This window comes from Streptomyces durocortorensis, from assembly GCF_016901035.1.
GTDB classification, from domain to species: domain Bacteria; phylum Actinomycetota; class Actinomycetes; order Streptomycetales; family Streptomycetaceae; genus Streptomyces; species Streptomyces durocortorensis.
In genome coordinates this window covers 1-23,307 of the sequence record NZ_JAFEUF010000026.1, presented here as the reverse complement: position 1 = coordinate 23,307, position 23,307 = coordinate 1, and the positions used below count along the sequence as shown (strand labels likewise).

Annotated in this window: 19 protein-coding genes; 4 read left to right on the top strand and 15 right to left on the bottom strand. The window is 71.1% G+C overall.

The genetic code is table 11. From position 1 onward, the window contains the following. Positions 1-22: 22 nt before the first annotated feature. From JS521_RS08215 to JS521_RS08160, 12 genes are all read right to left on the bottom strand, one after another. Positions 23-2,200: a bifunctional serine/threonine-protein kinase/ABC transporter substrate-binding protein gene (locus JS521_RS08215; protein WP_205082065.1), complete on the bottom strand. Its 2,178-nt coding sequence runs from the start codon at positions 2,198-2,200 to the stop codon at positions 23-25. A gap of 55 nt (positions 2,201-2,255) precedes the next feature. Beyond that, a complete protein-coding gene (locus tag JS521_RS08210) occupies positions 2,256-3,104 on the bottom strand; it encodes a hypothetical protein (protein ID WP_205082064.1) in 849 nt (282 codons plus the stop codon). Positions 3,105-3,388: 284 nt separating this feature from the next. Next, positions 3,389-4,249, bottom strand: coding sequence for a CDP-diacylglycerol--serine O-phosphatidyltransferase (gene pssA, locus JS521_RS08205; protein ID WP_205082063.1), 861 nt, complete (start codon positions 4,247-4,249; stop codon positions 3,389-3,391). Further along, the gene (locus JS521_RS08200; RefSeq protein WP_010058364.1) at positions 4,236-4,883 is read right to left on the bottom strand and encodes a phosphatidylserine decarboxylase; all 648 of its coding nucleotides are present in this window, start codon (positions 4,881-4,883) and stop codon (positions 4,236-4,238) included. The genes pssA and JS521_RS08200 overlap by 14 nt, the downstream gene beginning before the upstream one ends. A 180-nt stretch (positions 4,884-5,063) precedes the next feature. Then, on the bottom strand, positions 5,064-6,269 hold the full coding sequence (locus JS521_RS08195; protein ID WP_010058363.1) for an acyl-CoA dehydrogenase family protein: 1,206 nt from the start codon (positions 6,267-6,269) through the stop codon (positions 5,064-5,066). 49 nt (positions 6,270-6,318) lie between these two features. After that, complete coding sequence (locus JS521_RS08190; RefSeq protein WP_073742845.1) at positions 6,319-6,822, bottom strand: MaoC family dehydratase; 504 nt, start codon at positions 6,820-6,822, stop codon at positions 6,319-6,321. Positions 6,823-6,824: 2 nt separating this feature from the next. After that, complete coding sequence (locus JS521_RS08185) at positions 6,825-7,799, bottom strand: HpcH/HpaI aldolase/citrate lyase family protein (protein ID WP_030801199.1); 975 nt, start codon at positions 7,797-7,799, stop codon at positions 6,825-6,827. Next, positions 7,796-9,808, bottom strand: coding sequence for an ethylmalonyl-CoA mutase (locus JS521_RS08180; protein WP_205082062.1), 2,013 nt, complete (start codon positions 9,806-9,808; stop codon positions 7,796-7,798). Before JS521_RS08180 ends, JS521_RS08185 begins: the two co-directional genes overlap by 4 nt. Positions 9,809-9,817: 9 nt before the next feature. Then, a complete protein-coding gene (gene ccrA / locus JS521_RS08175) occupies positions 9,818-11,155 on the bottom strand; it encodes a crotonyl-CoA carboxylase/reductase (protein ID WP_205082061.1) in 1,338 nt (445 codons plus the stop codon). 356 nt (positions 11,156-11,511) lie between these two features. Then, positions 11,512-12,303, bottom strand: a complete 792-nt coding sequence (locus tag JS521_RS08170; protein WP_205082060.1) for a GNAT family N-acetyltransferase — start codon at positions 12,301-12,303, stop codon at positions 11,512-11,514. A 76-nt stretch (positions 12,304-12,379) separates the two neighbouring features. After that, positions 12,380-13,198: a TetR family transcriptional regulator gene (locus JS521_RS08165; protein ID WP_205082059.1), complete on the bottom strand. Its 819-nt coding sequence runs from the start codon at positions 13,196-13,198 to the stop codon at positions 12,380-12,382. A gap of 91 nt (positions 13,199-13,289) precedes the next feature. Beyond that, entirely contained in the window at positions 13,290-15,071 is a 1,782-nt protein-coding gene (locus JS521_RS08160) for a 3-hydroxyacyl-CoA dehydrogenase family protein (protein ID WP_205082058.1), read from the bottom strand. 360 nt (positions 15,072-15,431) lie between these two features. On the opposite strand from JS521_RS08160, the gene JS521_RS08155 reads away from it, so the two are divergent. Continuing rightward, a complete protein-coding gene (locus JS521_RS08155) occupies positions 15,432-16,016 on the top strand; it encodes an adenylosuccinate lyase (protein WP_239486947.1) in 585 nt (194 codons plus the stop codon). On the opposite strand, the gene JS521_RS08150 is transcribed toward JS521_RS08155, so the two are convergent. The 3 genes from JS521_RS08150 to JS521_RS08140 form a co-directional block, all read right to left on the bottom strand. Further along, positions 15,994-16,581 (bottom strand): GNAT family N-acetyltransferase, encoded by a 588-nt coding sequence (locus JS521_RS08150; protein ID WP_205082057.1) that lies wholly within the window; start codon positions 16,579-16,581, stop codon positions 15,994-15,996. The genes JS521_RS08155 and JS521_RS08150 overlap by 23 nt on opposite strands. A 78-nt stretch (positions 16,582-16,659) precedes the next feature. Further along, a complete protein-coding gene (locus JS521_RS08145; protein WP_205082056.1) occupies positions 16,660-18,246 on the bottom strand; it encodes an alpha/beta hydrolase in 1,587 nt (528 codons plus the stop codon). 175 nt (positions 18,247-18,421) lie between these two features. Next, positions 18,422-19,465, bottom strand: a complete 1,044-nt coding sequence (locus JS521_RS08140) for an Rv2578c family radical SAM protein (RefSeq protein ID WP_205082055.1) — start codon at positions 19,463-19,465, stop codon at positions 18,422-18,424. 122 nt (positions 19,466-19,587) lie between these two features. On the opposite strand from JS521_RS08140, the gene JS521_RS08135 reads away from it, so the two are divergent. From JS521_RS08135 to JS521_RS08125, 3 genes are all read left to right on the top strand, one after another. Then, a complete protein-coding gene (locus tag JS521_RS08135; RefSeq protein WP_205082054.1) occupies positions 19,588-19,980 on the top strand; it encodes a VOC family protein in 393 nt (130 codons plus the stop codon). A 113-nt stretch (positions 19,981-20,093) separates the two neighbouring features. Then, positions 20,094-20,537, top strand: coding sequence for an SRPBCC family protein (locus JS521_RS08130; protein WP_205082053.1), 444 nt, complete (start codon positions 20,094-20,096; stop codon positions 20,535-20,537). Between the two features lie 254 nt (positions 20,538-20,791). Next, the gene (locus JS521_RS08125) at positions 20,792-23,266 is read left to right on the top strand and encodes an MFS transporter (RefSeq protein WP_205082052.1); all 2,475 of its coding nucleotides are present in this window, start codon (positions 20,792-20,794) and stop codon (positions 23,264-23,266) included. Positions 23,267-23,307: the final 41 nt, after the last annotated feature.

The window sequence follows — 23,307 nt, the reverse complement described above, 5'->3', positions numbered from 1 at the left end:
GAGGTCCGACCGGGCACCCCGGTCAGACCTCCCGGCCGTCCATCCCGATGTACCGGAAGCGGCCCCGCTCCACGCGGTAGATGAAGACCCCGGTCCCGGTGTACATCCCGTTGGCGGACTCGAAGGCGTAGCTCTTGGAGACGCCCTTGTACGAGGTCGTCCGCAGCGCGGGCAGCAGATCCTGGCGGGTCACCTTCTCCCGCTTCAGCCTCTCGGCGCAGGCGGCGATGAGCCCCACCGCGTCGTACGCCTCGGCCGCGAACAGCGGCGGCGCGTGGTCGAAGCGCTTGCGGTAGGCGGCCGCGAACGGGTGCACCGCGGGTACGGAGGCGGGGTCGGCGGCCGTCGAGACGACCAGCCAGCCCGCCGCGTCCTCGCCCGCCTCCGCCAGGAACCGCGGGTCGTGCACGGCCTGGGTGCCGATCTTCGGCCCCAGGAACCCGGCCCTCGTCAGCGACTTCGCGAACCGTCCGGCATCCCGCCACCCGCCTCCGTACACCACCGCCCCCGGCTGCTTCGCGACGATCCGCTCGGCCTCCGCGTCCAGGTCCCGGGCGCCCTCGCGTACGGTCTCCGCGAACACCGTGCGGCCGTTGCCGCGCAGCCCCGCGTCGAGGAAGCGGGTGGTCTGCCGGCCGTATTCGGTGCCGTCGTCGACCAGCGCGACCTTGTCGATCTCGTACGCCCCGAGGAACTCCGCCACCGGCAGCATCTGCATGTCGTTGCGCGGCCGGGCGCACAGGAAGATCCGGTTCAGATGGCGGATGTCCCCGTCGACCACGCTGAGCAGCGGCAGCGCCGCCTCGTCGTACGCGACCAGCGCCTCCCGGGCCGCGTCCGTGCCGGTCGCCCCGATCGCGGCCACCATGAGCGGGTCCTCGGCGAAGCGGCGCACCGCCGCCTTCGCCCGGTCCTCCTCGCCCCCGTCGTCGACCGTCGTCAGCCGCAGCGTGAACGGCGCGTCGCCCCGCGCGTTGTGCTCCGCCACCGCGAGCCGGGCCGCCCGGTCCTGGCCCTTGCCGACAGCCGCCGACGGGCCGCTCAGATCGGCCTGGAGTCCGATGTGCAGTTCCGGACGGGCTGTCTTCCCGTCGCCCTCGCCCTCGCCGCCCGGGTCCTTGTCGTCGCCGGATGAGACCAGCCAGGCGGTGGTGGAGCCCGCCGCGGCGAGCACCGCGCCCCCGGTGACGTACGCGAGGAAGCGGCGACGGCCGGGGGCGGCGGGGATTGCCGTCGTGTCCCGGCCTCCGGCCCCGCCGCCTGTGTCCGTACCGGTTCCTGTCCCCGTGTCCGCGCCGGCGTCCAGGCTCGTCGCGTCGATGTCGGGCAGCGCGAGCATCCGCGCCGAGCGCTCGGCGATCAGATGGGTGACCGGACCGGGCAGCCAGCTGCCGCCCGACAGGTCCTCCGCGAACGCCTGCCGGATGTCCGCCGCCGCCGGACGGTCCTCGGGCTCCTTGGCCAGGCAGGCCTCGACGACCGGGAGCAGCCCGGGCGGCAGCGCGCTCAGGTCCGCCGTGTCGTGCACGGTGCGGAACAGCATCGCCTCCACCGGGCCGGTGCCGAACGGCCGCCCGCCGGTCGCCGCGTACACCAGGACGCAGCCGAGCGAGAACACGTCGCTCGCCGGGCCGATCCGCCGCCCCTGCGCCTGCTCGGGCGAGAGGAAGCCGGGGGAGCCGACGATCACGTCGGTCGCCGTGAGGACGGTGTCGTCCAGGGCCCGCGCGATCCCGAAGTCGATCAGCCGGGGGCCGTCCAGACCCAGCAGCACGTTGCCGGGCTTCACGTCCCGGTGAACCAGGCCCGCCGTGTGGACGGCCTCCAGCGCCTCCGCGAGCATCGAGCCCAGCGCCCGCACCCCGCGCTCCGGCAGCGGCCCTCCGGTGCCGACCGCCTCGCTCAGGGCGGGCCCCGGCACGAACTCGGTGGCCAGCCACGGGGCCGGCGCCTCGGTGTCGGCGTCGACGACCGGCACCGCCCAGCGGTTGCGGACCTGCCGGGCGATCGCCACCTCCCGCCGGAAGCGGGCCCGGAAGCCGGAGTCGTCGGCGTACTCCGCGCGGATCAGCTTGATCGCCACCAGCGCGCCGCCGGGCGACCGGCCCAGCAGCACCACGCCCATGCCCCCGGCGCCGAGGCGGCCGAGGACGCGGTACCCGGCGATCCGTGCCGGGTCGGTGGAACGGAGCGGTTCCATCAGGGGTCAGTGCCTTTCGTCCGGGCGCGCGGTCACTTCGGGTTCGGGCCCGCGGTCACTTCAGTTCCAGCTCGACGCGGTAGAGCACCTTGGCACCGCCCTCGGCGGCGATCCGCAGCAGATCGGTGTTGGTGTAGCCCTTGGCGCCCTTGACCGACACGGCGGTCGTCACCGGGCCGATGCGGGACTTGGACCAGACGTAGTCCTGGACCCCGCCCGACTCGGGCCCGGTGTACTTCCCCGCCTCGAACAGCGAGGCGTCCGCGTTGCGCACGTCCTTCTGGTCGAACTGGAGGGACATCAGACCGCTGAGACGCTGCCCGCCGCCCAGCTCCTGGTTCGGGCACCGGAAGCTCTCCTGGACGGTGTCCTTGATCTCCCGGTCGGCCCCCGCCTCCGTCCGGTGCACGGTCACGGTCACCGCCCCCTGCACCCGGCCCTTGCCGCCCTGCGCCGGGATGTCGAGCCGCCGAGTGAAGCTGTCCAGGATGCCCGACGGCAGCGCGGACCGGGTCCAGACGCAGGAGTCCGGGAGCACGGGCCAGCTGCCGCCGCTCTCGTACGGGGTGTGGCGGACCATCCCCGCCGTCCAGTCGCTCTCCCCGAGCGCGGCGTTACGGGTCAGCTTCCGCGCCTGGGCCGCGTTCTTCGGGACGCGGGCCGGATCCGGCGTGAAGTCGTAGGCGCTGGGCAGCGCACCCGGCAGCGTGGACTGCTTCGGGTCCGGCTTTCCCGAGGCTCCCGTCTTCTCCCCTCCGGTCGCCGGGCCGCCCTGCTTCGCCGATCCGCTCGGCTTCGGGTCGGGCCTGTCCTTGTCCTTCGACCCCGAACCGCCGCATCCAGCCAGCAGCACCCCCGCCGCCGCGACCGCCACCACGCGTGTCCCCACCAGCATCAGCTTCATCCCGGACCCCCCTGATCCCGCGGACCGCGCCGTGGCCGAAATGGCTCGGGTATCGGTCGCGAGGCGATTCTAGAAGCCGGGCACGGCACAGGGACGGGAACCCGGTACTCACCTCGCTGCCGAAACTTCTCAGCCACCGGGAGGGCTTCGCCTCTGGCGGTGGGACGCGCGCGGTGGTATGCGGCGGAGAGCCGCCCCGACCGGGCGGACGGCGGACCGGGAACGCACGATGGCCCGGATGCCGGGGAGCATCCGGGCCATCGCCCTGGTTCACACACGTACCGCTACGGCAGCTGGGCCGCCCGTGCCTCGCGCCGGTTGTCGCGGAACGTGTTCACGCGCCGCGCCGTGGCGAACAGCGGGATCACCGCGCCGAGCACCACCTGGAGCGCGCAGCCCGTCTGGAGCAGCAGCTGACCGCCGGGCGCGTCGAACGCCCATGCGGCGAGCAGCCCCATCGCGGCCACGATCCAGCCGAGCATCGCCACCGCGAGGATGCCCCGCGGCTTCGGGTACTCCACCCGGCTCACCATCAGCCATGCCACGCCGACGATCGCGAGCAGGGTCGGCACGAAGGGCAGCTCCAGGAGCACGATCGAGACGACCGTCAGCGCTCCGAAGGGGCTCGGCATGCCCTGGAACATGCCGTCCTTCAGTGTCACGCAGGAGAATCTGGCCAGCCTGAGGACCACCGCCAGCAACACCACGATCGCCGCCAGCGCCGACACCCGCTGATGGGCGTCGTCGGCGACCATGCCGTACACGAGCACGAAGTAGGCCGGTGCGAGCCCGAAGCTGATGAGGTCCGAGAGGTTGTCCAGCTCGGCGCCCATCGGCGAGGAACGCAGCTTGCGGGCCACGAGTCCGTCGAACAGGTCGAAGATCGCGGCCATCAGCATGAGGATCACGGCGGTGGCGGCCGAGTGCCGGGCCATGCCCGTCTCGTCGCTGCCCGTGAGGTGCGGGATCAGAATGCCCGTGGTGGTGAAGTACACCGCCATGAACCCGCACGTCGCGTTACCGAGCGTGAGCGTGTCCGCTATCGACAGCCGCATCGACAGCGGCATGTCGTCGCCGTCGACGTCGTTCTCGCTGTCGGCCTCCGGAACCCAGTCGGCCTTACTGTCAGGATCAATCACGGTCAATTCGAGTCACCCCCGCGGTAGTGGCCTGACCGACCTCGACCGCGACATCGATCCCTTCCGGGAGGTAGATGTCCACGCGCGAGCCGAAGCGGATCAGGCCGATGCGCTCGCCCTGCTCCACCTTCGTGCCCTCGGGGAGGTACGGCACGATCCGACGGGCGACCGCTCCCGCGATCTGCACCATCTCGATGTCGCCGAGCTCGGTGTCGAAGTGCCAGACAACGCGCTCGTTGTTCTCGCTCTCCTTGTTGAACGCCGGAACGAACCCGCCCGGGATGTGCTCGACCGACGTCACGGTGCCCGCCAGCGGCGCGCGGTTGACGTGGACGTTGAGCGGGCTCATGAAGATCGCGACGCGGGTGCGCCCGTCCTTCCACGGCATGATGCTCTGCACCACGCCGTCGGCCGGGGAGATGACCCGGCCTTCGGTGATCTCGCGCTCGGGGTCACGGAAGAACCACAGCATGCCCGCCGCGAGCGCGGTGGTGGGCACGGCCGCTGCTGCCCAGCGCCCCGACTTGCGGGCGCGGGCCAGGCTGAGGGCTGCGGTGGCGACGGTCGGCAGGAGCCACGGCGATGCTCCGCGGGCGATGCGGACCCCGCCGCGGGATGCGGTGGAAGTGCTGTCGGGCATGAATGACCTTCGTAGCGGATGATGCCGCGCTGGCAACGGGGGACGGCGGCTTTCCGAAGATGCTATCGGTTGCCGGGCGCAACTGGGCAAGCCAGCAGCCGAGTCGGACTGTCGAACGCCGCCCGTCGAGGGTGACTTGGTGTGACGTTCTTCGCCACTAAATCACCCCGAAACGGACAATCAGCCCTGGAATCGGTACTCCTCCAGGAGTCGCCGGCCAATGATCATTTTCTGGATCTCGGCGGTACCTTCACCGATCAGCAGCATCGGCGCCTCGCGGTAGAGGCGCTCGATCTCGTACTCCTTGGAGAAGCCGTAGCCGCCGTGGATGCGGAAGGCGTCCTCGACGACTTCCTTGCAGTACTCGGAGGCGAGGTACTTCGCCATCCCTGCCTCCAGGTCGTTGCGCTCCCCGGAGTCCTTTTTGCGTGCTGCATTGACCATCATCGCATGGGCGGCCTCGACCTTGGTGGCCATTTCGGCCAATTTGAACTGGATCGCCTGGTGCTGGGCGATCGGCTTGCCGAAGGTGTGGCGCTGCTGGGCGTACGAAACGCCCAGTTCGAATGCACGCTGCGCGACACCGCAGCCACGCGCGGCGACATTCACCCGGCCGACTTCGACGCCATCCATCATTTGGTAAAACCCTCGGCCGGTCGTGCCGCCGAGGACGCGATTGGCCGGAATGCGCAGGTCGTCCATGATGAGCTCGGTCGTGTCGACGCCCTTGTAGCCCATCTTGTCGATCTTCCCGGGGATGGTCAGGCCGGGCCGGACCTCTCCGAAGCCGGGCTCCTTCTCCACCAGGAAGGTCGTCATCGACTTGTGCGGTGCGGTGCCCTCGGGGTGGCCTTCGTCACTTCGGGCCAGAACAGCCACCAAAGTAGACGTTCCGCCGTTCGTCAGCCACATCTTCTGGCCGTTGAGGACGTATTCGTCGCCGTCCTTCACGCCCTTGGACGAGATCGCCGAGACGTCCGAGCCGAGCGCCGGCTCGGACATCGAGAACGCGCCGCGCACCTCGCCGAGGGCCATCCGCGGCAGGAACGTGTCCTTCTGCTCCTGCGTACCGTGCTGCTTGAGCATGTAGGCCACGATGAAATGCGTGTTGATGATGCCCGACACGCTCATCCAGCCGCGCGCGATCTCCTCCACGCACAGCGCGTAGGTGAGCAGCGACTCACCCAGACCCCCGTACTCCTCGGGGATCATCAGCCCGAACAGGCCGAGTTCCTTGAGCCCCTCGACGATTTCCGTGGGGTACTCGTCGCGGTGCTCCAGCTGGGTCGCGACCGGAATGATCTCCTTGTCGACGAAATCCCGGACCGTGGAAAGGATTTCCCGCTGGATGTCGTTCAGACCGGCTGTCTGGGCGAGTCGCGTCATGGCTGCTTCTCCTGTGGCTTCACGCGGATGGCCTTAAGGCTGCACACGGTTACTTGGCGGGCGTCGGGCGGCCGGGCTGCTCCCCGCCGCGCTCCTTGATGTACGTCTCGGTGGGGACCATCACCTTGCGCCGGAACACGCAGACGACCGTGCCGTCCTGCTTGTATCCCTTGGTCTCCACATACACGATGCCGCGGTCGTTCTTGGACTTCGACGGGGTCTTGTCCAGCACGGTCGTCTCGCCGTAGATGGTGTCGCCGTGGAAGGTCGGCGCGATGTGCTTGAGCGATTCGACCTCCAGATTGGCGATGGCCTTTCCGGAGACGTCCGGCACCGACATGCCGAGCAGCAGCGAGTAGATGTAGTTGCCGACGACGACGTTCTTTCCGAAGTCGGTCGTCCTCTCCGCGTAGTTGCTGTCCATGTGCAGCGGGTGGTGATTCATGGTCAGCAGACAGAAGAGGTGGTCGTCGTACTCCGTGACCGTCTTTCCGGGCCAGTGCTTGTAGACGGCACCGACCTCGAACTCCTCAAAAGTGCGTCCGAACTGCATGGTCAGGCCTCCGGGGCTTCGAACTTGGACGTGCGCTGCATTCCGGCGGCCCGGCCCTTGCCCGCGATGACGAGGGCCATCTTGCGGCTGGCCTCGTCGATCATCTCGTCGCCGAGCATCGCGGAGCCCTTCTTGCCGCCCTCCTCGGAGGTGCACCAGTCGTAGGCGTCGAGGATCAGCTCGGCGTGGTCGTAGTCCTCCTGCGAGGGCGAGAACACCTCGTTCGCCGCGTCGACCTGGCCCGGGTGCAGCACCCACTTGCCGTCGAAGCCGAGGGCGGCGGCGCGGCCGGCCACCTCGCGGTAGGCGTCCACGTCACGGATCTGGAGGAACGGGCCGTCGATCGCCTGGAGGTCGTGCGTACGGGCCGCCATCAGGATGCGCATCAGGATGTAGTGGTAGGCGTCCGCCGGGTAGCCGGGCGGCTGCTGGCCCACGACCAGGGTCTTCATGTTGATCGACGCCATGAAGTCGGCCGGGCCGAAGATCAGCGTCTCCAGGCGTGGCGAGGCGGCGGCGATCTCGTCGATGTTCACCAGACCCTTGGCGTTCTCGATCTGCGCCTCGATGCCGATCTTCCCGATCTCGAAGCCCATCGTCTTCTCGATCTGGGTCAGCAGCAGGTCCAGCGCCACGACCTGCTGGGCGTCCTGGACCTTCGGCAGCATGATGCAGTCGAGGTTCGGCCCCGCGCCCTCGACGACCGTGATGACGTCCCGGTACGTCCAGTGCGTCGTCCAGTCGTTGACCCGCACGACCCGGGTCTTGCCGCTCCAGTCACCGTTGTTGAGCGCGTCCACGATGGTGTGGCGGGCACCCTCCTTGGCGAGCGGCGCGCAGGCGTCCTCCAGGTCCAGGAAGACCTGGTCGGCCGGGAGGCCCTGGGCCTTCTCCAGGAAGCGCGGGTTCGAGCCCGGCACGGCCAGGCACGAACGGCGCGGGCGCAGCCGGTTCACGGGGGTGGTGGGCGTGGTCATGCGGGGACCTCCAGAGGGTCGAGCTTGTTCGCTTTCCGGATCTCGTCGACGATACGGCCGATGATCTCCGTGATGCCGAAGTCCTTCGGGGTGAAGACGGCGGCCACTCCGGCTTCGATGAGTGCGGCGGCGTCGGCCGGCGGGATGATGCCGCCCGCGATCACCGGGATGTCCGGTGCCCCGGCCTCGCGCAGCCGGTGCAGCACGTCGGGGACCAACTCCGCGTGCGAGCCGGACAGGATGGACAGCCCCACACAGTGCACGTCCTCGGCCAGCGCTGCGTCGGTGATCTGCTCGGGGGTCAGCCGGATCCCCTGGTAGACCACCTCGAACCCGGCGTCACGGGCCCGTACGGCGATCTGCTCGGCCCCGTTGGAGTGCCCGTCCAGACCGGGCTTGCCGACCAACAGACGCAGTCGCCCGACACCCAGGTCGGCGGCGGTCCGGGTGACCTTCTCGCGGACCAGGGCGAGCGTGCTGCCCGGTTCGGCGGTGACCGCGACCGGGGCCGAGGAGACCCCGGTGGGCGCGCGGAACTCGCCGAAGACGTCCCGCAGCGCCCAGGACCACTCGCCGGTGGTGACGCCCGCGCGGGCGCACTCGACGGTGGCTTCCATCATGTTCTCGGTGCCCGCGGCGGCCTTCTTCAGCGCGGCCAGTGCCTCCGACGCCCGCGCCTCGTCGCGGTTGTCCCGCCACTCGTGCAGGGACGCCACGACCCGGGCCTCGTTCTCGGGGTCGACCGTCATGATCGCGCCGTCGAGGTCGGAGGTGAGCGGGTTGGGCTCGGTGGACTCGTAGATGTTGACGCCGACGATCTTCTCCTCGCCGCCCTCGATCCGGGCCCGCCGGGCCGCGTGCGAGGAGACCAGCTCGGACTTGAGATAGCCGGACTCGACGGCCGCCATGGCGCCGCCCATCTGCTGGATCCGGTCGATCTCCGCCAGCGACTCCTCGACCAGGGCGTCCACCTTGGCCTCGATGACGTGCGAACCGGCGAAGATGTCCTCGTACTCCAGCAGATCGCTCTCGTGCGCCAGCACCTGCTGGATCCGCAGCGACCACTGCTGGTCCCACGGCCGGGGCAGCCCCAGCGCCTCGTTCCAGGCCGGCAGCTGCACCGCGCGGGCCCGGGCGTCCTTGGAGAGGGTGACGGCCAGCATCTCCAGCACGATCCGCTGGACGTTGTTCTCCGGCTGCGCCTCGGTCAGGCCGAGGGAGTTGACCTGGACGCCGTAGCGGAAGCGGCGCTGCTTCTCGTTCGTGATGCCGTACCGCTCGCGGGTGACGCGGTCCCAGATGCGGCCGAAGGCGCGCATCTTGCACATCTCCTCGATGAAGCGGACGCCCGCGTTCACGAAGAACGAGATGCGGGCGACCACGTCACCGAACTTCTCCTCGGGCACCTGGCCCGAGTCGCGGACCGCGTCGAGCACCGCGATGGCGGTCGACATGGCGTACGCGATCTCCTGGACCGGGGTGGCCCCCGCCTCCTGGAGGTGGTAGCTGCAGATGTTGATCGGGTTCCACTTGGGGATGCGGTTGACCGTGTACGTGATCATGTCCGTGGTCAGCCGCAGCGAGGGCACCGGCGGGAAGACGTGCGTCCCGCGCGAGAGGTACTCCTTCACGATGTCGTTCTGCGTCGTCCCCTGGAGCTTGGTGGGGTCGGCCCCCTGCTCCTCCGCGACCACCTGGTAGAGCGCCAGCAGCCACATGGCGGTCGCGTTGATCGTCATCGAGGTGTTCATCTGCTCCAGGGGGATGTCCTGGAACAGCCGCCGCATGTCACCGAGGTGCGAGACGGGAACACCGACACGGCCCACCTCGCCGCGGGCGAGAATGTGGTCCGGGTCGTATCCGGTCTGCGTCGGCAGATCGAAGGCGACCGAGAGACCCGTCTGGCCCTTGGCGAGGTTGCGGCGGTACAGCTCGTTGGACGCCTCGGCGGTCGAGTGACCGGCGTACGTCCGCATGAGCCAGGGCCGGTCCTTCTGACGTTCGTTCATCGGAGAACCTCAGACGTTGCGGAAGCGGTTGATGGCGTCGATGTGCTGCTCGCGCATTTCCTGGTCGCGGACGCCCAGACCCTCGCGGGGGGCGAGGGCGAGGACGCCGACCTTGCCCTGGTGGAGGTTGCGGTGGACGTCGTAGGCCGCCTGCCCGGTGTCCTCCAGGGAGTACGTCTTGGAGAGCGTCGGGTGGATCTTGCCCTTGGCGATGAGGCGGTTGGCCTCCCAGGCCTCGCGGTAGTTGGCGAAGTGGGAGCCGATGATGCGCTTGAGGGACATCCACAGGTAGCGGTTGTCGTACTCGTGCATGTAGCCCGAGGTGGAGGCGCAGGTGGTGATCGTGCCGCCCTTGCGGGTGACGTAGACCGAGGCGCCGAAGGTCTCGCGGCCGGGGTGCTCGAAGACGATGTCGATGTCCTCGCCGCCGGTGAACTCGCGGATGCGCTTGCCGAAGCGCTTCCACTCCTTCGGGTCCTGGGTGCGCTCGTCCTTCCAGAACTTGTAGCCCTCGGCGTTGCGGTCGATGACCGCCTCGGCGCCCATCTTCCGGCAGATCTCGGCCTTCTCGGGGGAGGAGACGACACAGATCGGGTTGGCGCCGCCGGCCAGCGCGAACTGGGTGGCGTAGGAGCCGAGTCCGCCGCTGGCTCCCCAGATCAGGACGTTGTCGCCCTGCTTCATGCCGGCGCCGTTGCGCGAGACGAGCTGGCGGTACGCGGTCGAGTTGACCAGGCCCGGGGCGGCTGCCTCCTCCCAGCTGAGGTGCTTCGGCTTGGGCATCAGCTGGTTGGACTTGACGAGGGCGATCTCCGCCAGGCCGCCGAAGTTGGTCTCGAAGCCCCAGATGCGCTGCTCGGGGTCGAGCATCGTGTCGTTGTGGCCGTCGCTCGACTCCAGCTCCACGCTCAGGCAGTGCGCGACGACCTCGTCGCCCGGGTTCCAGGCGTTCACACCGGGACCGGTACGCAGGACGACGCCCGCCAGGTCCGACCCGATGACGTGGTACGGCAGGTCATGGCGCTTGGTCAGCTCGCTGAGCCTCCCGTACCGCTCCAGGAAGCCGAACGTCGAGACCGGCTCGAAGATCGACGTCCAGACGGAGTTGTAGTTCACCGAGCTGGCCATCACGGCGACGAGGGCCTCGCCGGGGCCGAGTTCGGGGACCGGGACGTCGTCGAGGTGGATCGACTTACGGGGGTCCTTGTCGCGGGATTCGAGGCCCGCGAACATCTCCGCCTCGTCCTTGTGCACGGTGATCGCGCGGTAGGACTCGGGGAGGGACAGGGCCGCGAAGTCCGCGGCGGTGCTGTCCTGCGACTGAATCGCGTCCAGGATTTCCTTCACGGTGTTGCCTCCGGTGATGCGGCGTCGAGGGAACGCTTGAGGGGCCCTGCTGGCAGGGCGTGCGGTGCGGTGTGGAGGTGTTGCCGTCGGTTCGGCAGGTGGAGCTCGGCTTTGCTCGGTGGAGCAGAAGGGTGCCTGTGACGCAGGCGTCCGGGCGCGCAGCACGGTGGTTGCGGGGACAGCCGGCGTACGTATGAGGTCTCAGCACGCCGGCCGCCCGGACACCTTCAACGTATGGCACTCCGTGACACCTGACAAGGCACCCAGTGCCAACAATTTCTCTCACTTGTCATCTCGTGGGCACGCATGAGCAACACGATGGGCGTTACGAGACGTTCTGTCCTGCTGGCAGGCGGTTACCGGCCGGGTCGGTACACATACGGCGTCGTCGTCCCGAGCGCCGTGAAGCCGAGCCGGACGAGGATCGGGGCGGACATGTCGGTCGCGTCGACCTGGAGGAAGCGGTAGCCGCGCTCGGCGGCGATCCGGGCCCGGTGGGCGACCAAGGCCCGGTAGAGGCCTCTGCCCCGCCACTCGGCGATCGTCCCGCCGCCCCAGAGACCTGCAAAGCCGGTGCCGGGGTGGAGTTCCATACGGGCCGAGCTGACCGGCTCGCCGTCCGCCAGGGCGACGAGCGCCACGAAGTCCTCGGGGGCCTCCTCCAGCCGCTTCGCGACCTGGAGCAGGAGTCGACTCCCGTCCGTGCCGAACGCCCGCTCGTGGGCCTGCGCCATGAGCTCCGCCCCCGCCGCGTCCGTCACGGGGCGCAGCGTGACTCCCTCGGGCAGCGCGACCGGCCCGGTCAGCGGTGCGACAGGCGCCACCAGCAGGGTCTCCGGCGGCTCCGGCACGAATCCGGCCGCCCGCAGCCGGTCGCCCAGATCGGCCGGCCGGTCATGGGAGTAGAGCTTCCACTCGAACTCCGGCAGGCCGTGCGCGGTGCAGTGGGCGATCTGGGCCCCGATCGCCGCGTCGGCCCCCTCCGCGTCCAGGTCCGGGGACGACCAGACGACCCCGTTCCAGTCGTCGGGGCCGCCCACCTGGCGCACGAGGGGCCCGTCCCGCTCGACCCGGACACCGGGGCCGTCGGGACGGGCGTGCTCGCGCATCGTGCGGTCGTACAGGGCGCGTACGTCGTCGTTTCGCATGGCGGAACCCCACCACGGGGCCGTGGTGGCCGCGAACGGTTTACGGCCCCGTGTCCCGCGGGTTCCGCGTCCGGCCTCAGCGGTCCTTCAGCGCCTGCTGGATCGTCCGCATGACCTCGTCCAGCGGGGCGTCGGTACGCGCCACGGCGACGAGCACCTCGCCGTCCGCCGCCACCGACGCCGCCGGGGCCCGCTCGGGCTCGGCCCCCGCGGTCCGGCCGGCCCCGATGCCCGTGCCGAAGGTGTCGCGCACGATGGCGAAGGCCCGGTCGAGCTGGGCCTCCACATCGCCCTGGCCGCCCGCCCGCAGCCAGCGGCGCAGCACATGGTTGTGCGCGGTGACCACGGCGGACGCGGCGACCTCCGCGAGCAGCGGGTCGTCGTTGCCCACATGGTGGTCGCGCTCGTCGAAGTGACCCAGGAGATAGCGGGTGAACAGCCGCTCGTAGCGGGCCACCGACGCGATCTCGGCCTCCCGGAGGGTGGGCACCTCGCGGGTCAGTTTGTAGCGGGCCACGGAGACGGCGGGCTTGGCCGCGTACATCTTCATGACTTCCTTGATGCCGCGGCAGACGGTGTCGAGCGGGTGCTCGTGCGCGGGGGCGGCGTTCAGGACGGCCTCGGCCCTGACGAGGGTGTCGTCGTGGTCCGGGAAGATGGCCTCTTCCTTGGAGCGGAAGTGGCGGAAGAAGGTCCGGCGGGCCACGCCCGCGGCGCCCGCGATCTCGTCGACGGTCGTCGCCTCGTAGCCCTTCGTGGCGAAGAGCTCCATCGCCGCGGCGGCCAGTTCGCGGCGCATCTTGAGCCGTTGGGCGGCGGCGCGGGTTCCCGCGGTGGTGGTCTCCGGGGCGTCGGTCGCGGCGGTGGCACGGGGTGACTTGGCGGGCTGGGACATGGCATGAACGTAACGCATCGGTGCAGGAGAGCGCGCCTGCGGGGGCGGGCCGCCGGAGGGCCCCAGCAGCCCGCCCCACCCGGCTCCCGGTTCAGCGACGGGCATATTCGCGGAAGCCGCGCCCCGTCTTGCGGCCGAGGCAGCCCGCGGCGACCAGGTGCTCCAGCAGCGGCGCGGGCGCCAGGCCCGGGTCGCGGAACTCCTTGTGGAGCACCTTCTCGATGGCCAGCGAGACGTCCAGGCCGACCACGTCGAGCAGTTCGAACGGGCCCATCGGGTAGCCGCCGCCCAGCTTCATCGCGGCGTCGATGTCGTCCAGCGTGGCGTAGTGCTGCTCGACCATCTTGATCGCGTTGTTGAGGTACGGGAACAGCAGCGCGTTCACGATGAACCCGGCCCGGTCCCCGCAGTCCACCGGGTGCTTGCGGATCTTCGCGCACACCGCGCGGACCGTGGCGTGCACGTCGTCGGCGGTCAGGACGGTGCGGACCACCTCGACCAGCTTCATCGCGGGCGCCGGGTTGAAGAAGTGCATCCCGATGACGTCCTCGGGGCGTGCGGTCGCCCGGGCGATGGCGACGACCGGCAGCGAGGAGGTGGTGGTGGCGAGCACCGCGCCGGGCCGGCAGACCTTGTCCAGCGCCGCGAAAAGCTGCTGCTTGACCTCCAGGTCCTCGGCGACCGCCTCGACGGCGAGGTCGACCTCCGCGAACGCGTCCAGCGAACCGGCCGCCGTGATCCGCGCCAGCGTCTCGTCCCGGGCCTCGGCGCTCAGCCGCCCCTTGGCCACCGAACGCTCCAGCGACTTCGCGACCCGGCCCTTGGCGACTTCGGCCTTCTCCTGGCTCCTGGCCGCCAGCACGACGCCGTAACCGGCCTTCGCGAAGACCTCCGCGATGCCGGACGCCATCGTCCCGGAGCCCGCGACCCCGACCGACGTCACCTCGCGCCCGGACCCGGCCGTGCTCTCCGCCGCCGGGGTCAGCGCGTCGGGCACCACGTCCTGGCCGCCCGGGGCGTCGTACGTGTAGAAGCCGCGCCCGGCCTTGCGCCCGGTCAGGCCCGCGCTGCTGAGCTGCCCGAGGACGGGGGCGGGGGCGTGCAGCCGGTCGTGGGACTCGGCGTACATGGCCTCCAGGACCGTGCGCGCGGTGTCGATGCCGATCAGGTCCAGCAGGGCCAGCGGGCCCATCGGCAGCCCGCAGCCCAGCTTCATCGCCGCGTCGATGTCCTCGCGCGACGCGTAGTTCGCCTCGTACATCGCGGCGGCCTGGTTGAGGTAGCCGAAGAGCAGCCCGTCCGCGACGAACCCGGGCCGGTCGCCGACCGCGACGGGCTCCTTGCCCAGCTCCCGGGCCAGCGCGGTGACGGTCTCGACGGCGGGCGGTGCGGTCAGCACCGAGGAGACCACCTCGACCAGCTTCATCGCGGGCGCCGGGTTGAAGAAGTGCAGGCCGAGCACGCGCTCGGGGCGCTGCGACTCGGCGGCCAGCCGGGTCACCGACAGGGCGTTGGTGCCGGTGGCCAGGATCGCGGTGGGGGAGACGATCGCGTCGAGTTCCCGGAACACCTGCTGCTTGATCTCGTACGACTCGGGCACCACCTCGATGACCAGCTCGGCATCGGCGGCGGCCCGGAGGCTGTCCCCGGTGCGGAACCGGGCGAGCGCGGCGGCCCGCTCCTGCTCGGTGATCCGCCCGCGGGCGACGGCCCGTGCGGTGGACGCTTCGAGGGAGGCGACGGCGCCGACGGCGGCCGCCTCGCTGATGTCGATGCCGATGACCTCGCGGCCCGCCAGGGCCAGGACCTCGGCGATGCCGGTGCCCATGGTGCCGAGGCCGACGACGGCGATGGTGGAGAGAGGGGTGTCCATCACGGGACTCCAGGGTGAGTGACGACTGTGGGAGCACGGCGCGCGCGGCGATGAGGGAGCGGCGCGTGGCGTACGGGAGCTGCGTGTCGTGGAGCACGGGGCCGACGCGCCGCGAGCGAGCGCGCCCGGCCGTGAGGGGTGACGGACTCTGTCCCGGAGTCCGTCGCACGTAAAGCCGAACCGACAAGCACTCCGATGGCTGCGTCACCAGGCCACCGAAGCCTGCGGGGAGTGTGCCCCGCTCAGATGAGATTAACCGGCGAGTAACGAGCGCGCCACCCCTGGGTTCGTGTGCCCTGGACCACACGGGCTCCGCCGACCGGCCCCGCACGGAGCGTGTCCGTCGATACGCTGAGCGTCATGGATGACGTCATGGACGAGGAGTTCCGTTCACTCGTGGACCGGCTGGAGCCCGAGGCGGCCGGGTCACCGCGCTACGCCCTGCTCGTCGCCGCCGAGGACCCCGAGGAGCTGGCCCGCGTCCTCGTGGAGCCGCACCAGCCGCTGTGGGCCCGCGAGATGGCCGCCTTCCGGCTCGGCTGCGCGGGCGACCGGCGGGCCTTCGAGGCACTGGTGCTCCTGCTCAACCACCGCGACCCCGAACGCTGCGTCTCCGCCGCCCACGCCCTGGCCCGCCTGGACGACCCCCGCACATCCCGGGCCGCCGCCGCGCTCGCCACCAACGCCCTGCGCACCGCCTACGCCCTGCACCCGGTACGCCTGCTGACCGACCTGCGGGCCCCCGAGTCGGTCCCCGCCCTGGTCACCACCCTCCAGCGCCTGCTGGCCCCCGGCGAACCCCACTGGCGCGTCGCCCTGGCCTGCGTCGAGGGCCTCGGCCGACTGGCCGACGAACAGGCCCGTCCGGTCCTCACGGCTGCCCTCCCGCATCCCCGGCTCGGCGCGGCCGCCGCGGCGGCGCTCAGCCGGCTGCCGGGGGAGTGAGGGGGCGTACGTTCGGTGCAGTGAGCGGGCGGACGTAGCGCACCTCGTTCACCAGGGTGCCGCCCGCCAGGAACGTGTCCTCGGCCCCGTCCGGCCGGAATCCGGCCCGCTCGTAGAACCGGCGCGCCGGCGCGTTCTCCCGGAGCACCCACAGCGCCATGTCCGGGTGGCCCGCGGCGGCGGCCCGGGCCGTCAGCTCGGCCAGCAGGGCGCGGCCGGTCCCGGTCCCGATGTGCTCGGGCAGGATGTAGATCGCGTACAGCTCGCACCCGGGGAGCCCGTGGTCCTCGGCGCGGTGCGGGCCGACGCAGGCCCAGCCGGTCACCGTGCCGTCCGGCTCTTCGGCGACCACGTTGACGGTCTCGCCGCGTTCCTCGAAGTGCCTGCGCCGCAGCCCGGTCTCCTCGGCGATGTCCATCCGGTCGAGATACGGCTGCGGCAGCAGGCCCCGGTAGGCGTGCTGCCAGCCGCGCACCCGGACCGCGGCGACCGCCTCGCAGTCCTCGATCCGCATGTCACGGACCGTGGTGCCGGGCGGGTGCGGGGGAGTGGTGGAGTGGCTCATGCCGGACCATCCTCGACCACTCCCTCGCGCCCCGCCCGTGATTTTCGACGCCGCGTCAACGGGCCGGCGAGAGACGGCTCAGCGGCGGAAGCCCAGCAGACCGTGCAGACGGCTGCCCTTGCTGTTGTCCACCGACTGGGCCGCCGCCTTCTCGGCGGGCAGCGGCTTCGGCTCCGGCAGGGCGGCGCAGACCGCGTCGGCCTCGCCCCGGCCGCGCGGGACCGTGCCGTCGGTCAGATAGGCCGTCAGATGCCGGTCCAGGCAGTCGTTGCCGCTCAGCGTGATGCCGTGGTTGCCGCCGCCCTCCTCCACGACGAGGCTGGAGCCCTTGAGCTTGCGGTGCATGCTGACCGCCCCGCCGTACGGGGTCGCCGCGTCGTCGGTGGCCTGGAGGATGAGCGCCGGGGGCAGCTGGCGGTTGTTCACCGGGAGGGGCCGCAGCGGAGGCACCGGCCAGTTCGCGCACGGCGCGTTGTACCAGGTGTTGTTCCAGGTCATGAACGGCGCCTTCTTGTGGATGCGCCGGCTGTCGTTGCGCCAGGTGCTCCAGTGCTCGGGCCAGCCGGCGTCGCGGCACTGGACGGCCGTGTAGACCGAGTAGCCGTTGTCGCCGCTCGCGTCGACCGCGCCGAAGTTCTCGTACACCTCGACCAGCGCCTCGGCGTCCCGGTTCTTCACGTACGCGGCGAACGCCTCGGCGAGGTAGGGCCAGTAGCCGTTGTAGTACCCGCCGGGCAGGAAGGTGTCCTCCAGTTCGCTCGCGCCGACCGTGCCGCCGGCGGGCGTCCGTGCCACGTCCGCCCGCATCCGGTACCAGGCGGCCTCGACCCGTGCGGGGTCGGTGCCCAGGCCGTACGTGGCGTCGTTCTTCGCGACCCAGGCGGCGAAGGCCTTGTGGCGGTCGTCGAAGGCGTAGTCCTGGCCGAGGTTGCCCTCGTACCAGACGTCGTCCGGGTCCACGACCGAGTCCAGCACCAGCCGGCGCACGCGCTCCGGGTACAGCTTGGCGTAGACCGCGCCGAGGTAGGTGCCGTAGGAGTAGCCGAAGTAGTTGAGCTGCCGGGAGCCCAGCGCCCTGCGGATCACGTCGAGGTCCTTGGCCGCGCTGACCGTGTCCATGTACGGCAGCACATCGCCGTGCTTCTCGCCGCAGGCCCGGGCGAAGGCCTCGGCGCGGTCCCGGTTGATCCGCTCGGAGCGGTAGGAGGTCGGCACCGAGTCGGGGCGGACCGGGTCGAAGTGCCCGGGCAGGCAGTTCAGGGCGGGCGTGCTCTTGCCGACGCCGCGCGGGTCGAAGCCGATCACGTCGTACTGTGCGGCCACCTTCTTCGGCAGCGAGGACGCCACGAACCCGGCCATCGACAGACCGCTGCCGCCCGGCCCGCCCGGGTTGACCAGCAGCGGGCCCTGGAACTTCTTCGCGGTGTGCGGGACACGGGACAGGGCGAGCGTGACCTGACGGCCCGAGGGGCGACGGTGGTCCAGCGGGGCGCGGACCTTCGCGCACTGGAGCGTCGGGTAGCTCTCGGTCGGACAGTCGGTCCACTTCAGCTTCGGGGCGGGCGGCGTGCTAGCCGAGGTGGCGGCGGCCGGACCGGGCGCGGCGGTCAGCAGACCGGCGACGGTCGCGCCGACGGCGACCAGAATTCCTGCACGTTTCGTCATGGGGCCTCCCGGAGTGGCGGGACGCGGCGCCGGATCACCGGTCCCCGCCGCATGCTCCCCGAATTCCCCCGCGGAAGGGCCCGTTCCGCGCGGAGTCGACCCGTACGGTCACGCCATCGGCCCCACGGGTGGCCTTGAGTACCCACAGGCCCCACCGGTCGCCTTCGGACGGATGTCAGAGCAGGGTCAGCTGGGTCGGCCCGGGCTCCGGGGCAGCCGCCTGGGCTGCCGGGGCCGGGGTGATCCGGCGGGTCGTCTCCCCCCGGTGCGCCGGGCCGATCCCGAACTCGTCCGCCAGCTCGTGCACCTGACGGGTGATCCGGCGCTGGTACCAGGTGGGGGCGTACGCCCCGTCCCCGTACATCCGTTCGTACCGCTCCACCAGGTGCGGGTGGTGCAGGCCCAGCCAGCGCAGATACCACTCGCGGGCGCCGGGGCGCAGATGCAGGACGAGCGGGGTCACCGAGACGGCCCCGGCCGCCGCGATCGCGGAGACCGTGGCGCGCAGCTGCTCCGGGCTGTCGCCGAGGAAGGGGATGACGGGCGCCATCAGGACCGAGCAGCCGATCCCGGCCTGCGTCAGCGTGTGGACGGCGTCGAGGCGGCGGCCGGGGGAGGGGGTGCCCGGCTCCACCGTCCGCCACAGCTCCCGGTCGGTGAAGCCCACGGAGACCGAGACGCCGACCTCGGTGACCTCGGCGGCCTGCCGCAGCAGCTCCAGATCCCGCAGGATCAGCGTGCCCTTGGTGAGGATCGAGAACGGGTTCGCGCGGTCGCGCAGGGCGCTGATGATGCCGGGCATGAGCCGGTACCGGCCCTCCGCCCGCTGGTAGCAGTCCACGTTCGTGCCCATGGCGATGTGCTCGCCCCGCCAGTGCCGGGAGGCCAGCTCCCGCTGGAGCAGCTCGGCGGCGTTGACCTTGACGACGATCTGGGAGTCGAAGCCGATGCCGGTGTCCAGGTCCAGATAGCTGTGGGTCTTGCGGGCGAAGCAGTACACACAGGCGTGCGAGCAGCCCCGGTACGGGTTCACCGTCCACTCGAACGGCATCCGCGAGGCCCCGGGCACCCGGTTCAGGATCGAACGGGCCCGGATCTCGTGGAAGGTGATGCCCCGGAACTCCGGGGTGTCGAACGTGCGCGTGGTCACCGCGTCCGCGGCGAAGAGCGCGCTGTTCCCGGTCGTCGAGCCGTTCTCGACCAAATTGTCCCAGCGCATGGACGCCTCCTCGGTAGCACTGCTCGCAGAATAGAACACTTGTTCCCTTGATCGTGCGAGGCAGCCCTGCGACTAGCGTGTGGCCCGTCAAGGAGCCGCTACCTGACCGGGAGGTCCCGACCATGGCCAGCAAGTTCACCGAGCTCGCGGTCGACTGTGCCGACCCCGCCGGCCTGGCCCGTTTCTGGTGCGCGGTCCTCGACTACGAGGTGCAGGGCGTGGAGGAGGGGGAGGGCGTCGTCACCATCGGCTCGCCCGCCGTGCCCGAGGGGAAAGACCGCCCTGGCCCCGTGCCGCCGACGCTGACCTTCGCGCGCGTTCCCGAGGGCAAGACCGTCAAGAACCGGCTCCACATCGACGTCAACCCCACCGACCGGGAACAGCACGAGGAGGTCGAACGACTGCTCGCGCTCGGGGCCCGGCGCGCCGACGTCGGACAGGGCGGGGCGAGCTGGACCGTCCTCACCGACCCGGAGGGGAACGAATTCTGCGTACTCGCCGCCCGTCACCCCTGATCCCCTCCCGATCCCCTCCCGTCGACCCTCTCCCAGCCCCGATTTTGAGCGGCTGTGCCCGAGGTGGTTGGCTCAGCTCACCCACCGAACAACCGAGTGCTGGAGGAACAGCCATGGCGCAGGTCGAGGCCACCACGGAGCGGATCATCGCGGCGGACGCAGAGGCGGTGTTCGACGCGCTGGCCGACTACAAGGACGTCCGTGGCAAGGTGCTGCCCGGGCACTTCAGCGAGTACGAGGTCCGCGAGGGCGGCGACGGCGAGGGCACCCTCGTGCACTGGAAGCTCCAGGCGACCAGCAAGCGCGTCCGCGACTGCCTGCTGGAGGTCAGCGAGCCGACCGACGGGCAGCTCGTCGAGAAGGACCGCAACTCCTCCATGGTCACCACCTGGACCGTCACCCCGGCCGGTGAGGGAAAGTCCAAGGCCGTCGTCGTCACGGTCTGGGACGGCGCGGGCGGCATCGGCGGGTTCTTCGAGCGGACCTTCGCCCCCAAGGGCCTCGCCCGGATCTACGACGAGCTGCTCCAGAACCTCGCCACCGAGGTCGAGAAGTAACTTCCTCAACCTCGCTCCCGAGGTCGAGAAGCAACTCCCTTTCCCCGCAACGGAGGTCGGACGATCCGGCCTCCGCGGGAGGACCGGCCTCACCGGAACGGGTGGTTTTCCGGGGCGGCCGGTTGTGCGCCGTAGTGGCTCCCACCGGCGCATAAGCCCTCTGTGCGCGCCGCGTACGCCCCTCGTCACATTTGCCCCGCCTTGCCGCGCGATGCGAGAAATGGGCGGCGCAGGTGCGACGAGGGGAGCGTTACGTGGTGGGCGGTATCACGCTGGTGAAGGACGAGCCGGACGGCACAGGACCGGAGGGCTCGGATCCGGGCGGCACGGCGGCGGCCGCCGGAGCCACCGCACCGGCGCCCCCGCCGCCCCCTCCGGCTGGACCGGGATCCGGCCAGGCGGCGGCGGACATCAGCCCCCGCAAGGTCCGCATGGTCTTCCTCGGGCTGATGCTCACCCTGCTGCTCGCGGCGCTCGACCAGATGATCGTCGCCACCGCCCTGCCGAAGATCGTCGGCGAGCTGCACGGCCTGGAGAAGATGTCCTGGGCGGTCACCGCCTATCTCCTCGCCTCCACCATCGTCCTGCCGCTGTACGGCAAGCTCGGCGACCTCTTCGGTCGCAAGGGCGTCTTCCAGTTCGCCATCGTCGTCTTCATCATCGGCTCCGCCCTCGCGGGCTGGTCCCGCACGATGGACGAGCTGATCGCCTTCCGCGCCCTCCAGGGCGTCGGCGGCGGCGGTCTCATGATCGGCGTCCAGGCGATCATCGCGGACATCGTCCCGGCCCGGGAGCGCGGCCGCTACATGGGCCTCATCGGTGCGGTCTTCGGCCTCGCCTCGGTCGCCGGACCGCTGCTCGGCGGGTTCTTCACCGACCACGCCTCCTGGCGCTGGTGCTTCTACATCAACGTCCCCTTCGGCCTGGTCACCCTGGCCGTCATCGCGGTCGTCCTCAAGCTGCCCCGGCCCGCCGTACGCCCCCGGCTCGACGTCCTGGGCGCGGTGCTCCTCGCCGTCGCCTCCACCTGCCTGGTGCTGGTGACCAGTTGGGGCGGCACCGAGTACGCCTGGGGCTCGCGCACCATCCTCGGCCTCGCCGCGGGCGCGGTGGTCTCCACGGCGCTCTTCGTCGCCGTCGAGCACCGGGCCGCGGAACCGATCATTCCGCTGCGGCTGTTCCGTGACTCCGTCTTCAACGTCACCGGGCTGATCGGCGCGGTCGTCGGCGTCGCGCTCTTCGGCGCCGCCAGCTACCTCCCCACCTACCTCCAGATGGTCGACGGGGTCAGCGCCACCGAGTCCGGGCTGCTGATGCTCCCGATGATGATGGGCATCGTCGGCGGCTCCATCGCCTCGGGCCAGCTCATCACCCGCACCGGCCGCTACCGGATCTACCCGATCGTCGGCGGCGCCGTCTCGGTGGTCGGCATGGCGCTGCTGTCCCTGCTGGAGGCGGACACCTCCCCCCTGGCGTACAGCTTCTACCAGGCCGTCCTCGGCCTCGGCATCGGACTGGTCATGTCCGTCCTCGTGCTCGCCGTGCAGAACTCCGTACGCCCGTCCGACCTCGGCACCGCCACCAGTGCCAACAACTACTTCCGGCAGATCGGCGGCAGCGTCGGCGCGGCGATCTTCGGCACGCTGTTCGCCGGGCGGCTCTCCGACGCCCTCGGCGTCCGCCTGCCCACCGGTGCGGAGCTGCCCGACCCCGAGTCGATCACCCCGCAGATCGTCCACGCGATGGAACCCGCGCTGCGCGACGCCTACATCCAGGCGTACGTCGACGCGATGCCGCGCATCTTCCTCTACCTCGTGCCGGTGCTCGTGCTCGGCCTGATCCTCGCCTTCTTCCTCAAGGAGAAACCGCTGGTGTCCCACCACAGCCCCGAAGCCGCCGCCGAGCCCACGACCACCCAGATCCCCGCCGCCCGCGCCGACTCCGGCCGGCCCGCCGCCTCCGGTCAGCGCGCCGGTGTCCCGGTCCACGGCGGCGTCCAGCACCCCGACGGCACCACCGTTCCCCGGGCCGCCCTCACCCTCATCGACGTCCAGGGGCAGCAGGTCGGGCGCGGGGGCAGCGGCGAGGACGGGCGGTACGCACTCAGCGTCCCCGGCGCCGGCTCGTACGTCCTGATCGCCGCCGCCGGAGGCCACCAGCCGCAGGCCGTCAGCGTCACCGTGGGCGAACGCCCCGTCGAGCTGGACGTGGTGCTCGGCGGCGCCGGCCGCCTGGCCGGTTCCGTCCTCACCCCTGACGGCGCCCCCGTCCCCGACGCGGCCGTCACCCTCACCGACGTACGGGGCGAGGTCGTCGCCTCGACGCGGACCGGCCGCGAGGGCGGCTATGTCATCGGCGAGCTGATCGCGGGCGAGTACACCCTCGCCGCCAGCGCCCCCGCCTTCCGCCCCGCCGCCCTCCCGGTCAGCGTGCAGGCCGCCCGGGAGACCCGGCAGGACATCCAGCTGGCGGGCGGGGCCGTCCTGCGCGGCGTGGTCCGGGCCACCGGCGGGCGGCCCGTCGAGGACGCCCGGGTCACCCTGCTCGACGCGGCGGGGAACGTGGTGGACACGCTCACCACCGGGGCGGACGGCTCGTTCCGGTTCGTCGACCTGTCGTCGGGGGAGTACACCGTGATCGCCGCCGGATACCCGCCGGTCGCCACGGTCCTCCAGGTCGCGGGCGGCGGCCGCACCGAGCGGGACCTCCAGCTGGGCCACGAGGACTGAACCGTACGGGACGGGACGGGGAGAGCGGGACGGGACGGGAC

Excerpts from the sequence above, each read along its gene's own strand:
- JS521_RS08200 (WP_010058364.1), bottom strand. The coding sequence starts at position 4,883 with ATGCCCGACAGCACTTCCACCGCATCCCGCGGCGGGGTCCGCATCGCC.
- JS521_RS08155 (WP_239486947.1), top strand. The coding sequence starts at position 15,432 with ATGGATGACGTCATGGACGAGGAGTTCCGTTCACTCGTGGACCGGCTG.
- JS521_RS08130 (WP_205082053.1), top strand. The coding sequence starts at position 20,094 with ATGGCGCAGGTCGAGGCCACCACGGAGCGGATCATCGCGGCGGACGCA.
- JS521_RS08195 (WP_010058363.1), bottom strand. The coding sequence starts at position 6,269 with ATGACGCGACTCGCCCAGACAGCCGGTCTGAACGACATCCAGCGGGAA.
- JS521_RS08150 (WP_205082057.1), bottom strand. The coding sequence starts at position 16,581 with ATGAGCCACTCCACCACTCCCCCGCACCCGCCCGGCACCACGGTCCGT.
- JS521_RS08215 (WP_205082065.1), bottom strand. The coding sequence starts at position 2,200 with ATGGAACCGCTCCGTTCCACCGACCCGGCACGGATCGCCGGGTACCGC.
- JS521_RS08160 (WP_205082058.1), bottom strand. The coding sequence starts at position 15,071 with ATGGACACCCCTCTCTCCACCATCGCCGTCGTCGGCCTCGGCACCATG.
- JS521_RS08210 (WP_205082064.1), bottom strand. The coding sequence starts at position 3,104 with ATGAAGCTGATGCTGGTGGGGACACGCGTGGTGGCGGTCGCGGCGGCG.
- JS521_RS08185 (WP_030801199.1), bottom strand. The coding sequence starts at position 7,799 with ATGACCACGCCCACCACCCCCGTGAACCGGCTGCGCCCGCGCCGTTCG.
- JS521_RS08135 (WP_205082054.1), top strand. The coding sequence starts at position 19,588 with ATGGCCAGCAAGTTCACCGAGCTCGCGGTCGACTGTGCCGACCCCGCC.
- JS521_RS08145 (WP_205082056.1), bottom strand. The coding sequence starts at position 18,246 with ATGACGAAACGTGCAGGAATTCTGGTCGCCGTCGGCGCGACCGTCGCC.
- JS521_RS08180 (WP_205082062.1), bottom strand. The coding sequence starts at position 9,808 with ATGAACGAACGTCAGAAGGACCGGCCCTGGCTCATGCGGACGTACGCC.
- JS521_RS08190 (WP_073742845.1), bottom strand. The coding sequence starts at position 6,822 with ATGCAGTTCGGACGCACTTTTGAGGAGTTCGAGGTCGGTGCCGTCTAC.
- JS521_RS08140 (WP_205082055.1), bottom strand. The coding sequence starts at position 19,465 with ATGCGCTGGGACAATTTGGTCGAGAACGGCTCGACGACCGGGAACAGC.
- JS521_RS08170 (WP_205082060.1), bottom strand. The coding sequence starts at position 12,303 with ATGCGAAACGACGACGTACGCGCCCTGTACGACCGCACGATGCGCGAG.
- JS521_RS08165 (WP_205082059.1), bottom strand. The coding sequence starts at position 13,198 with ATGTCCCAGCCCGCCAAGTCACCCCGTGCCACCGCCGCGACCGACGCC.